Raw genomic sequence first — 15,068 nt, 5'->3', positions numbered from 1 at the left:
ATCCGTACGGCCGCCGGGCGACCGCGGGCCGACGCGGGGCCGGCCCCGGCCCACGATGCGCGCCCGAGGACACGGGCGGCTGAGAGCGAGCCGGACCTTGACGAATTCTTAGCGCCGGCCCGTCACGCTGCCGGCCCCGGTCGGTCTGATGCGGCGCGCCGGTCCGAGGGGCACGCGGCGCACCGCACGCCTCCTGCGGTGACGGCGACCGAGCCCTGCGGCGCGTCGGTGCGGCCGTGGCCGCGTCACGGGGTGAAGCGGTACCCCATCCCGGACTCGGTGCGCAGGTAGCGGGGGTGGGCAGGGTCCGGCTCCAACTTGCGGCGGAGCTGGGCGAGGTAGACGCGCAGATAGTGGGTCTCCTTCTCGTAGGCAGGACCCCACACCGTCTGCAGCAGCTGCCGCTGTCCGATCAACCTGCCCGGGTGGCGGATCAGCGGCTCCAGCAGCGCCCACTCGGTCGGGGTCAGCCGCACCGGGGCGCCGCCCACGGTGACCCGGCGGTTGGCCAGGTCGACGGTGAAGTGGTCGGTGGTGACGACCGGGTCCGTGGGCTCGCCAGGACCACGGCGGAGCGCGGCGCGCAGCCGGGCGAGGAACTCGCTCATGTCGAAGGGCTTGGTCACGTAGTCGTCGGCGCCGGCGTCGAGCGCGCGGACCTTGTCCTGGCTGTCCGCGCGGGCGGAGAGCACCAGCACCGGGCCGGCGTAGGAGGGGCGCAGCGCGGCGAGCACCTCGGTGCCGTCGAGGTCGGGCAGGCCGAGGTCGAGCACGATGACGTCCGGCGGCACCGCGGCCGCCCGCTGCAGCGCCGTGCGACCGTCGGGGGCGGTGTCCACGTCGTGCCCGGCCGCGCGCAGCGTGATCCGCAGCGCACGCAACAGGTGCGGATCGTCGTCGATCACCAGCACCCGGGTCATCGGGCTGTCGCCGGGACCGGCGTCGCCATCCTGTTCGCGGCGGCGTCGGCCACCGCCAGGGACACCACCATCGTGACTCCGCCGCCGGGGGTGTCCTCGACGGTGAGCACGCCTCCCATCGCCTCGGTCAGGCCCCGGGCGACGGCCAGACCGAGCCCGACCCCCTGGCCGGACGGCGAGTCGCCGAGGCGCTGGAAGGCGACGAACACCCGTTCCCGGTCGGCCGGCGGGATGCCCGGTCCCCGGTCGGCGACCCGCAGCTCCACCCGTCCGCTCACGGCTCCGGCCGACAGGGAGATCGGCCCCGTGCGCGCGTGCCGCGCCGCGTTGCCGACCAGGTTCGCCACGACGCGCTCAAGCAGGCCCGGGTCGGCGAGGACGGGGGGCAGCTCGTCGGGCCAGTCCAGGCGGACGCGGTCCTGCTCCTCGCCGTCCAGCCAGGACAGCGCCCGGGCGACGACGTCGGGCAGGTCGGAGGGGCTCAGCGCGGGCGTGACCGCGCCGGCCTGCAACCGGCTCATGTCCAGCAGGTTGTCCACCAGCGCGGCGAGCCGGTCGGCCGAGGCGTCCACCGTCTCGACCAGTTCCGCCCGATCAGCCTCAGACAGCCGCAGACCCGTCGACCTCAGCGCCGAGGACGCCGCCTTGATCCCGGCCAGCGGAGTGCGCAGGTCGTGGCTGACCGCGGCGAGCAACGCGGTCCGCATGCTGTTGGCGGCGGCGAGCCGGGCCGCCTCGGCGGCCTGCGCGGTCAACCGGCCCTGCTGCAGCGCCACCGCGGCCTGCTCGGCGAAGGCGACGAGCACCCGGCGGTCACTCGCTGACAGGAGGCGTCCGCACAGCCGCAGCAGCAGGGAATCGGTGACGGCGACCTCGTCGGTGGTCCGCGGGGCGGGATCGCCGCAGGAGCCGACCGTTCGCTCACCGCCGTCCGTGCGCTCGACCATCGACACCGATGTCAGGCCGAACGCCTCCCGGATCTGCTCCAGCAGCGTGGGCAGCGCCCGGTCACCGGCAAGGACCGACCGGGACAGCGAGGCCAGCATCGCCGTCTCGGCGCGGGACCGGGCCGCGTCGGCGGCCCGGCGGGCTGACCGGTCCACGACGGTGGCCACCGCCACCGCGGTCAGCAGGTAGGCGCCCAGGGCCAGCAGGTTGTCGACGCGGTCGACGTGCAGCCGCCCGGTGGGTGGGGTGAAGAACCAGTTCACCGACAGGCTGGACACCACTGCGGCGGCCAGCGCCGGCCACAAACCGCCGACCAGCGCGACGGCGAGCACCAGCAGTAGGAAGACGAGCATCACCCCGGCCAGCGACAAAGCGACGGAGGCGGCCAGGCACGCCGCGGTGAGCGCCGGGACACCGAGCACCGTCAGGGCCAGGCCGAGCCAGCGGCGGCGCGGATCGAGCGCTCCAGTGAGCGGCGGCAGCCGGACTCCGTGCCCGCCGGCGGCCGGGTGGGTGACGAGGTGGACGTCGATCTCACCGGAGCGCGCCACCACCTCCGCACCGATCCCCGCCCGCAGCGCCCGCGCCCATCGGGAGCGGCGGCTGGTCCCGATGACCAGCTGGGTGGCCTCCTCGGCCCGGGCAAACTCCAGCAACGCCTGCGGCACGTCATCCCCCACCACCTGGTGGAAGGTCCCTCCCAGGTGCTCCACCAGCTGCCGCTGCAGGGCGGTGGTCGACGCGCCGTCTGGTCCATCTCCGGCCAGCACGTGCACCGCCAGGAGGTCGATCTTCTTGCCGCGGGCCGAGCGGGCGGCGATCCTCGCGCCGCGCCGGATCAGGGTGTCGCCCTCCGGGCCGCCAGTCAGGGCGACCACCACCCGTTCCCGCGCCTCCCACACGTGGTCGATCGCGTGCTCGGTCCGGTACCGCCGTAGACCCTCATCGACCCGATCCGCCAGCCACAGCAGAGCGAGTTCGCGCAGCGCGGCGAGGTTGCCGATCCGGAAGTAGTCCGCCAGGGCGGCGTCGATCTCCTCGGCCGGGTAGACGTTGCCGTGCGCCAGCCGGCGGCGCAGCGCCTCCGGGGACATGTCGATGAGTTCGATCTGGTCGGCCCGGCGCACGACCGCGTCGGGCACCGTCTCCCGCGGGCGCACGCCGGTGATCTGTTCGACCACGTCGTTGAGGCTCTCCAGGTGCTGCACGTCGACCGTGGTGAGCACGCTGATGCCGGCGCCCAGCACCTGGTCGATGTCCTCCCAGCGCTTGGCGTGGCACGCACCCGGTGCGTTCGTGTGGGCGAGCTCGTCGATGACGACGACCTCCGGGCGGCGGGTGAGGACGGCCTCGACGTCGAGCTCGGTGCGGGTTACGCCGCGGTGGGTGATCTCGGCTCGGGGGAGGATCTCCAGTCCGTCCAGTTGCTCGACGGTGTGCGGGCGGTCGTGCGTCTCCACCAGCCCGACCACGACATCCGTTCCCCGGGAGCTCCGGCGGCGCGCCTCGCCGAGCACGGCGTAGGTCTTCCCGACACCGGGTGCGGCGCCGAGGTAGATGCGCAGGGTCCCACGGGGCATGGCGTCCATGATCGCCCCGGACCGGCCCAGCGCAGCGGTGCGGGATACCCGCGTCAGCGCCCGGTCGCTCCGTCCCGCTGGGCCGCTGTGCTGCCGCCGTGCGCTTTGACCCTCTCGGGTCACCGGAGAATGCACATGCGGAAGCGGTCGGGCGGGACGCTGGTGAAGTGCCGTCCGCGGCCGTAGTCGTGCTCCTGGACCCAGGTGACTGCCGCGCGCCAGCCGAAGCCGTCGTCGCACAGTCGCCAGGCGCTCTGCTCGCCGGGCCACTACTGGCCGTCGTTCGCGCCCCACACCTGACGAGTTGAATCGAAGCGACGCTCATCGAGCAGGCGGATGGAGACGGTCACCGCATGGAGGTAGCCGCCCAGCGGGTGGCGCGGCGACCCGCTCGGGTGACGGCCCATGATCACCATGTGCCGCAGCGAGAAGCTGGGGGCGAGCATGGCCTGTGGCCACCTACGAGGCGTCGACCGCGCTGCCGTGTTAGCACCTCGAGCGGGCGACGGCCGGACTGTGCGGATCTGGTGACGCACGACCTCGCCGGCACGAGCACCCCTGTCGCGCCCCGGTCCGTCGGCGGGCCTCCTCGGCGGCCACTGGCGCCCCGGGAAGCCGGCCGGGCGCGAGATGGTGGACCTCTCTGTCCCGGGAAGGGGTCACCTATGAGAACGGTCGCGATCGCCTGTCAGGGCGGCGGCAGCCACACCGCGTTCACCGGCGGAGCCCTGCAGCGTCTGCTGGCCGATCCCGACCACCGGGTCGTGGGCCTGTCCGGCACCTCGGGTGGCGCGGTCTGCGCTCTGCTGGCCTGGTACGGCCTGCTGACCGGTGGCGCGGCCGAGGCCGGCCGGCTGCTGGAGCGCTTCTGGGCAGCCAACGCAGCCACCACGCTGAGCGCAAAGGCGGCGAATGCCTGGCTGGTCGCTCTGGCCCGGCTCGAGGGGCGGGTGTCACTGCCGACGGTCAGCCCCTACGCCTATCCCGACATCGCCGGCGGCGCCTTCATCGACCTGCTGACCCGCCACGTGGACGTCGATCGGCTGGCCCGGCTCATGCGCAGGGCGAGAAATACAACGTCGCCCAAGTCTCCCAACGGGGTCTGACCCTCCGGAGGGGGTGACGTCGACGCGACCGACCACGCCGAAGCTCACCAGCTCCGCCTGGTACGGGAGGACTCCCGGCGCGTAGGGTGAGGCCCTCTGGGAGCGGCACTGCCGCTCAGGTGGCCCCGGACCCGGCGACCTCCCCGGCTCTCGGGAGATCTGCATGCGCTCGTCCGCATCCACCGGCTCAGCCGGGTCACTCAGGACCACTTCCAGGTCATGCCGTCCCTCGTCGACGTGCGATGTGCGCCTACGTCCGCGCCGATGGATGGGCCCATCACGCGGCCAGCCGACCGCGGAACTGCAGTGATCACCCGCAGCAGGTCCGTGCCGTGCTCGGCGCGGGCGGGCACGTGGTGGACGCCGCCGGTGAGCAGGTCGGGCGCATCGTCGACGTGGTGCTGAGTCCGCGGAGCCACCAACCGACCTGGCTCACCGTCTCCTGGGAGCCGGGCCGCGCCGTCGTGGTGCCGCTGGCGGCAGCACGCCGGCTCGGCGCGTGTGTGCAGCTGCCCTACACCGCCGCCGACGTCCGCGGCGCTCCCAGCGTCGACAGCGCAGCCGGCCCTCCCAAGCTGCGGCAGGCGGAGGAGCTCGGCGGCTACTTCGACGCCCTCGACGGACCCCTCATCCGCCTCAACGGCCACCGGGTCCAGCGCAACGGCCAGGTGCCGGGGCTGTCGCACCGGGACGCCCCGGTCAAGGCCCCGATCGCCGCCGCACCTGTCGCCTCCGGGCCCGGGGGATCGGTGCCGGCCGAGAACGGGCATCGACGGACGACCCGCGCCCGAGCACCCGAATCCCTCTTCACCTCCCGGGGGCTGGAGATGCGGGGCCGCGATGCCCCGAGCGCCTACCCGGGAACCGATCCTGGGCCCTGGTCGCCGCTGGACACGTCGTCGTACGGACCGCCGTGGTGGCGGCGGCGCCAGTGGCGATGGGCGTCGACGGAGAGCTCGGTGCGCGCAATGCGACTGGCACTGCGTCCTCTGCTCGACACCACCGGCCTGCCGGCCGACGATCTGGACGACCTGGTCCTGGCCGCTTCCGAGGCCGCGGAGAACGCCGTCGAGCACGCTCGCCGCTCCGACCGGCCCTACTTCGACGTGCTCACCGAGGTCGGTGAGGACTGGACCGGCATCCTGATCCAGGACCACGGCCGCTGGCTGGCCCCGTCCGGTGCAGCCGGCCAGGGCCGCGGCCTGTACCTGATGGGCGTCCTGGCCGATGCCACGCTTCGCGTCGGGGCACGGGGCACGACGGTGGTGCTGCGCAGCCGCCCGGCGTCGGGCTAGGCCGCAGACGCCGGCCGGGCGGCATGCTGCTGCGACGTCGGGGCGGCCGGGGGTGGATGTGGCGTCGAGACGAGTGGAGGAGATCCTCCGCGCGGCCTGGGCCGGGTCCCCCGACGGCAGCGACCTGCCGACCCGTCTGGCCGTCGCGTGCGCTCGTGCCCTGCCGGTGAGCGGCGTGGGCATGGCGTTGATGACCGATGAAGGGCCGGCGGGGCTCATCGCGGCGACCGACGGGGCGGCGCTGGAGTTGGAGGAGCTGCAGTTCACTCTCGGGGAGGGGCCGTGCGTGGACGCCTCGCGGGCCGGCAGACCGGTGCTGCAGCCGGACCTGGCGCGGACCGCGCCGCTGCGTTGGCCGGCCTTCGCCGGGGGCGCGCTGGACGCGGGCATCCGCGCCGTCTTCGCGTTCCCCCTGCGGGTGGGTGCGATCCGGGTCGGCGTGCTGGACCTCTATCGCGACCGCGCCGGCTCCCTGTCGGCCGACGAGCTCGCCGAAGCGTTGTCCTTCGCCGACGCGGCCACGCTGGTCCTGCTGCACGCTCAGGCCGGTTCCCCGGTGCTGGGCGCGGTTGCGGTCCTCGACGAGCGGGCCGAAGTCCACCAGGCGACGGGCGTGGTCTCCGTGCAGGCGGCGGTCGGCCTGGCCGAGGCGCTGGTCCTGCTGCGTGCTCGGGCCTTCGCCGAGGGCCGTCCCCTGGGGGACCTGGCACGGGACGTCCTCGACGGGACAGTGGACTTCGGGAGCGTCGACGACAGTGGTTGACAGCAGCACGCGACCACCAGCTGCAGGATGGAACCCCGTCGACTGGGACAGGAGGGCCTGATGGCTCGGGAACAGCGCCTCGCCGAGGTCTTCGTCGAGCTCGCCGACACCCTGGTCGAGGAGTTCGACGTCGTCGACTTCCTGCAGGTGCTCACCGAACGCTGCGTGGAACTGGTCGACACCGACGCCGCCGGCCTGATGCTGGACGACCAGCGCGGCCGGTTGCAGGTGGTCGCCTACACCGACGAGCCCGCCCGGTTGCTCGAGCTGTTCGAGCTGCAGAAGGCCGAAGGTCCCTGCTTGGACTGCTTCGCGACCGGTGAGGTGATCGCGAACGTGGACCTGACCGGATCGGCGGCGCGGTGGCCGGTGTTCACCGAGGCCGCACTGCGCAGCGGGTACACCTACAGCCACGCCCTGCCGCTCCGGCTGCGCAGTCAGGTGCTGGGTGCTCTGAACCTGTTCACCGTCGGCCGGCAGACTCTGACCGACGACCACCTCGCCGTCGCCCAGGGCATGGCCGACATCGCCACCATCGGCTTGTTGCACGAGCGAGCGCTGCACGACCAGGTCCTCCTGGCCGAGCAACTGCAGACCGCGTTGCACAGCCGGATCCTCATCGAGCAGGCCAAGGGCGTGCTGTCGGCACGTGCGGACATCAGCGTGAGCGAGGCGTTCAGCCGCATGCGTAACCACGCCAGACGGACCGGGCAACAACTCACCAGCGTCGCCGATGCCGTGGTCGCCGGCGCGCTCGACCACAGCGAGCTGCAGCCAGTGGTGGACAGGCGGTGACGCTTCGCGGCGGCGGTCGCCGAACGGGACCGGCCTCCCGCATAGTCGGCAGCGCGCCGGTCACGACGCCGGCGCGGTAGGTCAGGCGCCGGCGACCGCGAGCGCGGCAGGTCCAGCTGCCTGCGTCCTCGGGCGGACCACGGGGCGGCGGTGCAGCTTCTGTCTGACGGGGAGAGCAGGATCGAGACGCGGGGGCGTCGCCGGGACCTGAATGTCTTACAGTGTGTGTGACAATTGTTGGATGGCGGACACCATCACCTTCCGGCCCGACGAGGACGCCTCGCGCGCCCTGGCCGTGCTCACCCAGGACGGCACGCCGGTCTCGACGGCCGTGCGCAGTGCGCTCATCCGGGCCGCCCGGGCGGTGGCAGCCGAGCGGCTGCAGGCTGAGGCGGCAGAGCTGGCCGCCGACGAGGCCGATCGCGCCGAGGCGGCGCAGGTACTGCGGGACATGGAGACCTTGCGTGCGTGGTGAGGTCTTCCGGCTGCGCGCACCGCGCGACACCCGTGGTCACGAACAGTCCGGGCGGCGATTCGCGGTGGTGGTCCAGTCGGATCTGCTGCCGTTGTCGACCTGGCTCGTGGCGCCGACGTCGACGTCGGCGCGGGCGGCGACCTTCCGGCCCGAGGTCGAGGTCGACGGGCAGCTGACCCGGGTGCTGGCCGAGCAGACGGCCGCGGTCGACCCGCAGCGTCTGGGAGCCAGCGCCGGGCGTCTGAGCTTCGCGGAGATGCAGCGGGTCGATGCCGCGTTGCGGCTGGTGCTGAGCCTGTAGCGATCTGGTCGCTCTCCTGGACGCAACCAACTTACGCATCCCAGCATCCGACGCCCTCATGGGTTGGCGTTTTTGTAAGCCGAACCGACTACGGCGACGTTCGCGCCGTCCAGCAATCGGGCACCGGTGTCCCGCGGGGAGTCCTTGGGAGGGGGCACGTCGGTCGGGGACCGGCTGGCTGCACCCGATCAGGGCGACGGTCGGTTTGTGGGAGCGGAGGAGGAACTGGGGCTACGTCAGCCGAGCGGGCGTGACAGGACTCACTGCTAGCAAGGCGCTTGCAACAGTCAGCACCCGGGGTTCTGCGGGCACAGTGAAGACATGGCCAACAACAACAAGATTGTTAACCAGCTTCGCGCCCTTGTGCTCCTCACCAAGACCGAGGAGCAGGTGGCGCGCACCCGCATCTCGCAGGCCCGGACCGACGCCGTCCGCCGCGAGCTCACGCAGAACGCCGACAACGCCGCTGCCCGCACCATCGAGATCACCGAGGCGCTCCGGTCTCTCGGCGGTGTCCCCGACGTCGTCACCCCGGCCCTCGGCCGGCTCAGCGCCGGCCTGAAGGCCACCTTCGAGCAGGCGGCTCCCGTCGAGGAGGCGCTGCTGAGCGACCTGTCGCTGGAGCACCAGCTGCTCGACCGTGCCACCTACGTCAAGGTCCTCGCCGAGCAGGCCGAGGAGACCCAGGTGCGCCGGCTGGCCGAGAAGCTCATCGGCGCCCACCAGGCGACCGTCGAGTGGCTGACCGTCGTGCTCGCCGAGGAGGCCCTCGGTGGCCCCGCCGCGCTCGTCGCGACCCCGGTCCAGAAGGTCGCCGGCGGCGTGGCCCGGGCGGTCAACGCCCCGGCCCGTTTCTGGACGAACCGGGTCAACAACGCCGTCGAGACCGTCAAGCACGCCGGTGAGGAGACCTCCGACCGGGTCTCCGCCGTGACCGACCGGGCGCAGCAGCTCACCGAGGCCGTCCGCGAGACCCTGGCCGCCGGTCGCAGCGCCTCGCTGCGTCGCGCCGAGCAGATCGCCCGCCGCGAGGGCAACAAGGACGCCGCCAAGGCTGCCCGGACCGCCCGCGAGGAGCTCGGTGATGTCTCCGCCGACGAGCTGCCGATCAAGAACTTCGACCAGCTCGCCGTCGGCGACGCCGTGAAGGCCATCAAGGACCTCAAGGACGCCCACGACATCCGCGTGATCATCCGCTACGAGGAGACCCACAAGAGCCGGGCGAACGTGGTCAGCGCCGCGCAGACCCAGCTCGCCTCGCTCGCCAAGGAGGCCGTGGGCGTCGACGCCTGATCCCGCAGGACACTCGGAGGGTCCACGCCCCGCTCGTCGGGGTGTGGGCCCTCCGTGCGTCCACGGGCCCGTTCCGTAGCACCGTGCCCGGTGACGGCCTCGTTGCAGACGTCACCGGTGCGAGAGTTCGGCCCGGCGTCTCGGGCGGGGAAGGCTTCGACCATGAGCCTCACTCCGAGGCCCTGGCAACCATGCACGAGGTCGCAACTTGAGGATCTGCCATCACCTCGTTGGCAGCATCGTTTCAACGCACCGGGCCGGGCATCAAGGATGCTTCGCGCTCTGCCGAGTGGCGCTTCGCGCCATCCTTGACACCCGGCCCGGTGCGTGAAAAGCCTCCACTAACGAGGAGATGAGAAAGGACTGCCGGTGGCGCGGGGTCTCGAGCACCGGCGGTGCGATGTCCTGGGTTGCTCACTGGCGGGTCGGGGGCGGATCGCTCGGTGCCAGCAGGGCTCCGATCGAGCGGAAGATCGTGTCGGAGGCGTTGGCGTAGGTGCCCTGGGCATCGAATGCGTCGGGGAGAAAGGTCACGACCACCGCGATGGCGATTCCCTCGGACGGGAGGTAGGCCTCCGTGGCGCCGTAGCCGCTCAGCAGCGGGTTCTGCAGGAGCCACGATCCGGAGCGCACGACGCCGAGTCCGTAGTTGTACCCGTTGACCTGTTGGCCGCAGCTGGGGGCGCAGGCGGGGTCGGGGTGTCCGAAGCCCAGCAGATTCGGATCGGTCATGGCGTGATAACTGGACTCCGACAGTAGCGAGCCGGTGCCGACCGCCACTGCAGTGGTGGCCATGTCATCGATCGTCGTCGTCTGGTTGGCTCCGACGGGGGTGCCCCATTGGGTGTTCCAGAACGTTGCCTCCTCGTAGAAGGGGGTCGTCGGCGGGATCCCGAGCGCCTCGCGACGCTCGGAGCTGTAGGAGTGCAGAACCGGGCTGGGAATGTCAGAGGTCTGCGTCTGCACGGTGTGGGTCAGCCCCATCGGGCCGAGCACCTTCTCACTCAGGAGCACGTCCAGCGGCTGACCACCGATCTGAGCGAGGATCTCACCGAGGATCATGAAGTTGGTGTGCGCGTAGCTCCAGTTCGTTCCGGGAGGAAAGTGCACGGGGCGGGAGAACGCGTAGTCCAGCCGCTCCTGGACCGTCCAGATGTGGAACGGGTCTGCGTTCCACGCGGCTTCCCATGCCGGATCGGTCTCATAATCGGGGTAACCCGAGGTCTGATTGGCCAGCATGCGCAGCGTGACCTGGTCGGCCTCGGGCAGGTCTGGCATCCAGCGGTCGATGGTGTCGTCGAGCGTGATCCTGTGTTCGTCGACGAAGTGCAGGAGCAGCGTGGCCAGGTAGGAGAAGGCGACGGCGCCGTTGCGGAAGTGCATGTCGGTGGTCGCCGGCACTCCCTCCATCGACGTGCCGAACGCCTGCCTGATCACGACCTGATCGCCCTGGGTGACCTTGACGATGACCGCGCGAAGGTGCCCGTCGGCCATCGCGCTCTCCACGATGTCGGCGATGGCCGGCGCCGACGACGGAGGCGGGGTCACGGTCGGGGAAGCCGGTGCAGCGGACACCACCGCCGACGAGCCGAGCGCGACCGCGGCCAGGACCGAGCCCACCACGAGGACATGCTGACCCCAACGGACCCTGAACCTGTTCCGCATCATCACAGGACTTCTTCCCGAGCTCGTACTCCCCAGCGTGGAGCCGACCCCTGAGCGAGATGGGCGGCCAGTGTTCCACTCGAGGCCGCCGTGCAGATGACCTCTGGCGCGGAAACGGTCGTCGGATGGTCGGTGCTGCACCGGTTGGCTGTCGGTGGTTCGTGCGCACGGTCCTGGACGCCTGAGCGGACTCCTCGCTACGGTCTGGCCCCACTACGAGTGCCCGCGTGCTGCGCGTCCAGCCGGCCCCACCTGTAGCGCTCACGGCCGGGCACCCGGGACGGCGGTGCCAGTCTGGATCGTGCATCGTGTCCGACTTGTCGACTGCAGGGCTCCCCGATGCCGGTCGGCCGCCGCACCACCGCAGGCGCCACCTCGGCTCGACCAGGTCTGCCCGTCTGAGGCACCGCCGGCGCCCCCGGCCGCTGCGCTCAGCAGGCGCGGCGGCAGTCCTCGCGGCGGTGACGGCGCTGACGACGGCGTGCGCCGCGGCCGACAGTCCCGCCGACGCACCGGTGGCTTCCACGACCTTGCCCACCGCGCCTCCGGCCTTATCCACTACGCCCCCTGCTCTACCCAGCGTGCCTCCGGCCCCGGTTGCTCAGCTGACCCAGCAGCAGGTCGACCAGGCGCTGGCCTCCTTGGACGGGCTGGTGACTGACGCCATGGACCGCACCGGAGTTCCCGGCGCGGCGGTCGCCGTGGTCTACCGCGACCAGGTCGTGTACTCCAAGGGCTTCGGAGTTCGGCAGGTCGGCCAGCCCGAGGTGGTGGACTCAGACACGGTCTTCCAGCTGGCCTCGGTGTCCAAGCCGCTGGCCTCCACCGTCATCGCCGGCGTGGTCGGGCAGGACGTGATCAATTGGGACGACCCGGTCCGGGCGTCTGACCCCGCCTTCGCCCTAAACGACCCCTACGTCACCGAGCACGCCACCTTCGCCGACCTGCTGTCGCACCGCAGCGGACTGCACACTGGCGCCGGTGACCTCCTCGAGGACCTCGGCTTCGACCGGGACTACATCCTCAGCCACCTAGACCAGCAGCTCCTAGACCCGTTCCGGTCCAGCTACAACTACAGCAACTTCGGCTTTACCGCGGGCGCCGAGGCCGCGGCCGACGCCACGGGCACCCCATGGGAGGACCTGGCGGAGCAGGTGCTCTTCGACCCGCTGGGCATGACCGCGACCAGCTACCGCCACGCCGACTACCAGAACGCCGCGAACAAGGCCGTGATCCACGTGCCGACCGGTGACCGGACCTGGGCGGCCCAGTACACCCGGGACGCCGACGCCGAAGCACCCGCCGGTGGGGCGAGCTCCTCGGTCCGGGACCTCACCCAGTGGATCCGCCTGCAACTGGGCAACGGCGTGCACGCCGGCAGCCAGCTGATCGACCCCGCCGCACTCCAGATGACCCACGTTCCGCACTCGGTCTCCAACCCGCCGGCCACACCGCAGGCCCGCACCGGCTTCTACGGCCTGGGCTGGAACGTGTCCTATGACAACCAGGGCCGAGTGATGCTAGGCCACTCCGGCGCGTTCAACCTCGGCGCCGCCACGTCGGTCCAGATGCTCCCTGTCGAGCAGCTGGGCATCGTGGCGCTGACCAACGGACACCCCCAGGGGATCCCCGAGGCAATCACCACCGGATTCCTCGACGTCGCCACCCACGGGGAGCCCACCGTCGACTGGCTCACCTTCATCTCCGGGATCTTCCAGCAGATCGAACAAGCCGACGCACCGGCAACCGACTGGACGCAACCGCCCACCGACCCAACCCCGGCGCGGCCGCTGGAGGCTTACGTCGGGACCTACGCCAACCCCTACTACGGTCCGCTCACCGTGGCTGCCGACGGAGACGACCTGACCATGTCGATGGGGCCATCGGACCGGCCCACGACGTTTCCCCTGACCCACTACGCCGGGGACAACTTCACCTTCCAAACCATCGGCGAGAACGCCAACGGGCTGGCCGGGGCGATCTTCACCCCTGACGACGGTGGACCGGCCGCAAGCGTCCGGCTCGACTTCTATGACCGCACCGGACTGGGCACTTTCACCCGCGAATGACCCGTCTCCTGAGGCCGAGCCCATCCGACAGCGGGCCGTAGCGGGGGCCTGCCGTTACTGAAAGGATTGCTCGGAAGTTGACGCCGAATGGTGCCGACACCGCGGAGCGGGCCCGGGCTGCCGAAGTATGGCCAGGTCAGGCGTGAGAAGCGCCGGGATCAGAAGAGCTCAGGTCAACCTATTAACAATCTTATTGGTACAAGAACTATTAACAATCCTATTGGTACAAGAAGAGGTCGGCTGCGAATAGCACCAACCTGATGGCTGGATACATCTAGGGCGTGTCTGACGGATCTTGGCGGTCCGGATCGGCAGGCTCCGGGCGATGCGACAGCATCGAGTGGTGGTCTCCGATGAGGCGTGGGCGTGGATGCAGCCGTTGCTGCCCTCCTCGGCCGGTCGGCGGGGTGGGCGGTGGCGCGATCACCGGCAGGTGATCGAGGCGATCGCCTGGAAGTACCGCACCGGCTCCCCGTGGCGGGAGGTGTCGGAGTCCTTCGGGCCGTGGCAGACCGCCTATGAGCGGTTGACCCGGTGGAGCGCCGATGGCACCTGGGCCACGTTGCTGGCCCGCGCCCAGGCCGATGCCGATGCCGCCGGTGAGCTGGACTGGCTCATCGCCGCGGACTCCACATTGGTGCGGGTGCATCAGCACGGGGCGGGCGCCCGGCGGGTCGGCGGCAACACCGCCACCGCCCGCGGGCAGGCCGATGACGATCAGAAGGGGCGGCCGGCGCCCCGGCCGAGTCATCGACCGAGCCTGATTGCCCCGCCGAACCGGCGGTGGTCGAGCCGGCCGATCACGCCATCGGCCGCTTCCGGGGCGGGTTGACCACCAAGGTGCACGCCCTCACCGACGGCCGCGGGCGGGTGCTGGTGGTGCTGCTGACGGCCGGCAACGTCAACGACACCACCATGTTCGCCCCGCTGCTGGCCGCCCTTCGGGTGGCGCGGATCGGGCCGGGGCGACCGCGGAGTCGCCCGGACTACCTGGTCGCCGACAAGGGTTACAGCTGCCGGGCCAACCGGACGCTGCTGCGCCGCCGCGGCATCTCCCACACCATCGCGCAGCCGGCCGACCAGGCCGCCAACCGGCGCCGCAAGGGCTCCGCCGGTGGCCGACCGGTCGGTTTCGACCCGGCCCGCTACGCCCGCCGCAACGTCGTCGAACGCGGCTTCTGTCAGGTCAAACAGTGGCGCGGTCTGGCCACCCGCTATGACAAGCACGCCCGCAACTACGCCGGCGCGCTCAATCTCGCCGCCCTAGTTACCTGGCTTCCGTGATCCGTCAGACAGTCCCTAGCCCCGGACACCAGCGCGGCCAGCGCGGCAGAATTTGCCGACGCCATCGCCGACGCCTACCGCGGCGGTGACGGCAGCGACGACGGCGGCTACGTGGCTCTCTGCGAGGACCGGGTGTCATCGCAGCGACTGCTGGCCTTCCCGGTCGCCGGCGTGGGGGCGCTCGCCTTGCTGTTCCTCATGCTCACCGCTCAGCAGCCCCAGCGTCAGGCGTCGACGCAGCAAGACGAGCCCGACGCCGCCTCTGCCGCCTAACCGGCGCTACTGCGGCGCCTACAGGGTCAGGAAGTTGCCGACCGTGCCGGCGAGGATGCCGACGACCAGCAGGGCGACGGCCGAGGCGATCCTGACCCGCGCATCGAGCAGCGTCCGCACCACCTCGTTGATCAGCAGCACCTGAGCCCACGTCCCCTGCTCTTGGTTGGCCGGGTTGTCAGCCCTCTGCCACCGGCGCAGGACACCGGCTGCGGTGCGCGCCTCGCGCACGATGAGGACGACGCTGCCCAGCTCGGCCAGGCAGGCGATGACGAACAGGACGCCGGCAGCGACCCGCACG

The 15,068-nt window shown here is 71.4% G+C and carries 14 protein-coding genes and 1 pseudogene; 10 read left to right on the top strand and 5 right to left on the bottom strand.

Annotation, left to right across the window (positions count from 1 at the left end):
• Positions 1-245 precede the first annotated feature (245 nt).
• From JOD57_RS04100 to JOD57_RS04090, 3 genes are all read right to left on the bottom strand, one after another.
• Positions 246-920 carry a response regulator gene (locus JOD57_RS04100; RefSeq protein WP_204690727.1) on the bottom strand — a complete coding sequence of 225 codons (675 nt, stop codon included), beginning with the start codon at positions 918-920 and terminating at the stop codon, positions 246-248.
• Complete coding sequence (locus JOD57_RS04095) at positions 917-3,448, bottom strand: DUF4118 domain-containing protein (protein WP_239568126.1); 2,532 nt, start codon at positions 3,446-3,448, stop codon at positions 917-919. The genes JOD57_RS04100 and JOD57_RS04095 overlap by 4 nt, the downstream gene beginning before the upstream one ends.
• 269 nt (positions 3,449-3,717) lie before the next feature.
• A complete protein-coding gene (locus tag JOD57_RS04090) occupies positions 3,718-3,894 on the bottom strand; it encodes a hypothetical protein (RefSeq protein WP_204690725.1) in 177 nt (58 codons plus the stop codon).
• A 219-nt stretch (positions 3,895-4,113) separates the two neighbouring features.
• Here JOD57_RS04090 and JOD57_RS04085 point away from each other — a divergent pair, with 219 nt between their 5' ends.
• From JOD57_RS04085 to JOD57_RS04055, 7 genes are all read left to right on the top strand, one after another.
• Positions 4,114-4,554 (top strand): patatin-like phospholipase family protein, encoded by a 441-nt coding sequence (locus tag JOD57_RS04085; RefSeq protein WP_239568117.1) that lies wholly within the window; start codon positions 4,114-4,116, stop codon positions 4,552-4,554.
• Positions 4,555-4,886: 332 nt separating this feature from the next.
• Positions 4,887-5,849: an ATP-binding protein gene (locus tag JOD57_RS26675; protein WP_204690724.1), complete on the top strand. Its 963-nt coding sequence runs from the start codon at positions 4,887-4,889 to the stop codon at positions 5,847-5,849.
• A 73-nt stretch (positions 5,850-5,922) separates the two neighbouring features.
• Positions 5,923-6,612, top strand: a complete 690-nt coding sequence (locus tag JOD57_RS04075) for a GAF and ANTAR domain-containing protein (RefSeq protein ID WP_204690723.1) — start codon at positions 5,923-5,925, stop codon at positions 6,610-6,612.
• Positions 6,613-6,672: 60 nt separating this feature from the next.
• A complete protein-coding gene (locus JOD57_RS04070; protein ID WP_204690722.1) occupies positions 6,673-7,407 on the top strand; it encodes a GAF and ANTAR domain-containing protein in 735 nt (244 codons plus the stop codon).
• A 241-nt stretch (positions 7,408-7,648) separates the two neighbouring features.
• Complete coding sequence (locus JOD57_RS04065; RefSeq protein WP_204690721.1) at positions 7,649-7,882, top strand: hypothetical protein; 234 nt, start codon at positions 7,649-7,651, stop codon at positions 7,880-7,882.
• A complete protein-coding gene (locus tag JOD57_RS04060; protein WP_204690720.1) occupies positions 7,872-8,183 on the top strand; it encodes a type II toxin-antitoxin system PemK/MazF family toxin in 312 nt (103 codons plus the stop codon). The genes JOD57_RS04065 and JOD57_RS04060 overlap by 11 nt, the downstream gene beginning before the upstream one ends.
• A 321-nt stretch (positions 8,184-8,504) precedes the next feature.
• Positions 8,505-9,476, top strand: a complete 972-nt coding sequence (locus JOD57_RS04055) for a ferritin-like domain-containing protein (RefSeq protein ID WP_204690719.1) — start codon at positions 8,505-8,507, stop codon at positions 9,474-9,476.
• Between the two features lie 414 nt (positions 9,477-9,890).
• Here the strand turns inward: JOD57_RS04055 and JOD57_RS04050 are convergent, their stop codons facing one another.
• Positions 9,891-11,099, bottom strand: a complete 1,209-nt coding sequence (locus JOD57_RS04050; protein WP_204690718.1) for a serine hydrolase domain-containing protein — start codon at positions 11,097-11,099, stop codon at positions 9,891-9,893.
• 623 nt (positions 11,100-11,722) lie between these two features.
• Between JOD57_RS04050 and JOD57_RS04045 the strand changes: the two genes are divergently transcribed.
• The 3 genes and pseudogenes from JOD57_RS04045 (at position 11,723) to JOD57_RS04035 (ending at position 14,767) form a co-directional block, all read left to right on the top strand.
• Positions 11,723-13,210 (top strand): serine hydrolase, encoded by a 1,488-nt coding sequence (locus JOD57_RS04045; RefSeq protein WP_204690717.1) that lies wholly within the window; start codon positions 11,723-11,725, stop codon positions 13,208-13,210.
• A 325-nt stretch (positions 13,211-13,535) separates the two neighbouring features.
• A pseudogene (locus tag JOD57_RS04040) lies at positions 13,536-14,494 on the top strand (IS5 family transposase).
• Positions 14,495-14,626: 132 nt separating this feature from the next.
• Entirely contained in the window at positions 14,627-14,767 is a 141-nt protein-coding gene (locus JOD57_RS04035; RefSeq protein WP_204690716.1) for a hypothetical protein, read from the top strand.
• Between the two features lie 18 nt (positions 14,768-14,785).
• Here the strand turns inward: JOD57_RS04035 and JOD57_RS04030 are convergent, their stop codons facing one another.
• The gene (locus JOD57_RS04030; protein ID WP_204690715.1) at positions 14,786-15,067 is read right to left on the bottom strand and encodes a hypothetical protein; all 282 of its coding nucleotides are present in this window, start codon (positions 15,065-15,067) and stop codon (positions 14,786-14,788) included.
• Between the last annotated feature and the right edge of the window lies 1 nt (position 15,068).

The organism is Geodermatophilus bullaregiensis (genome assembly GCF_016907675.1).
GTDB lineage: Bacteria > Actinomycetota > Actinomycetes > Mycobacteriales > Geodermatophilaceae > Geodermatophilus > Geodermatophilus bullaregiensis.
This window is presented reverse-complemented; position numbering and strand designations above follow the sequence as displayed.

What these genes read in the sequence shown, in the direction of transcription:
- JOD57_RS04100 (WP_204690727.1), bottom strand. Translation starts at nt 920, where the DNA reads ATGACCCGGGTGCTGGTGATCGACGACGATCCGCACCTGTTGCGTGCG.
- JOD57_RS04095 (WP_239568126.1), bottom strand. Translation starts at nt 3,448, where the DNA reads ATGCCCCGTGGGACCCTGCGCATCTACCTCGGCGCCGCACCCGGTGTC.
- JOD57_RS04090 (WP_204690725.1), bottom strand. Translation starts at nt 3,894, where the DNA reads ATGCTCGCCCCCAGCTTCTCGCTGCGGCACATGGTGATCATGGGCCGT.
- JOD57_RS04085 (WP_239568117.1), top strand. Translation starts at nt 4,114, where the DNA reads ATGAGAACGGTCGCGATCGCCTGTCAGGGCGGCGGCAGCCACACCGCG.
- JOD57_RS04070 (WP_204690722.1), top strand. Translation starts at nt 6,673, where the DNA reads ATGGCTCGGGAACAGCGCCTCGCCGAGGTCTTCGTCGAGCTCGCCGAC.
- JOD57_RS04065 (WP_204690721.1), top strand. Translation starts at nt 7,649, where the DNA reads ATGGCGGACACCATCACCTTCCGGCCCGACGAGGACGCCTCGCGCGCC.
- JOD57_RS04055 (WP_204690719.1), top strand. Translation starts at nt 8,505, where the DNA reads ATGGCCAACAACAACAAGATTGTTAACCAGCTTCGCGCCCTTGTGCTC.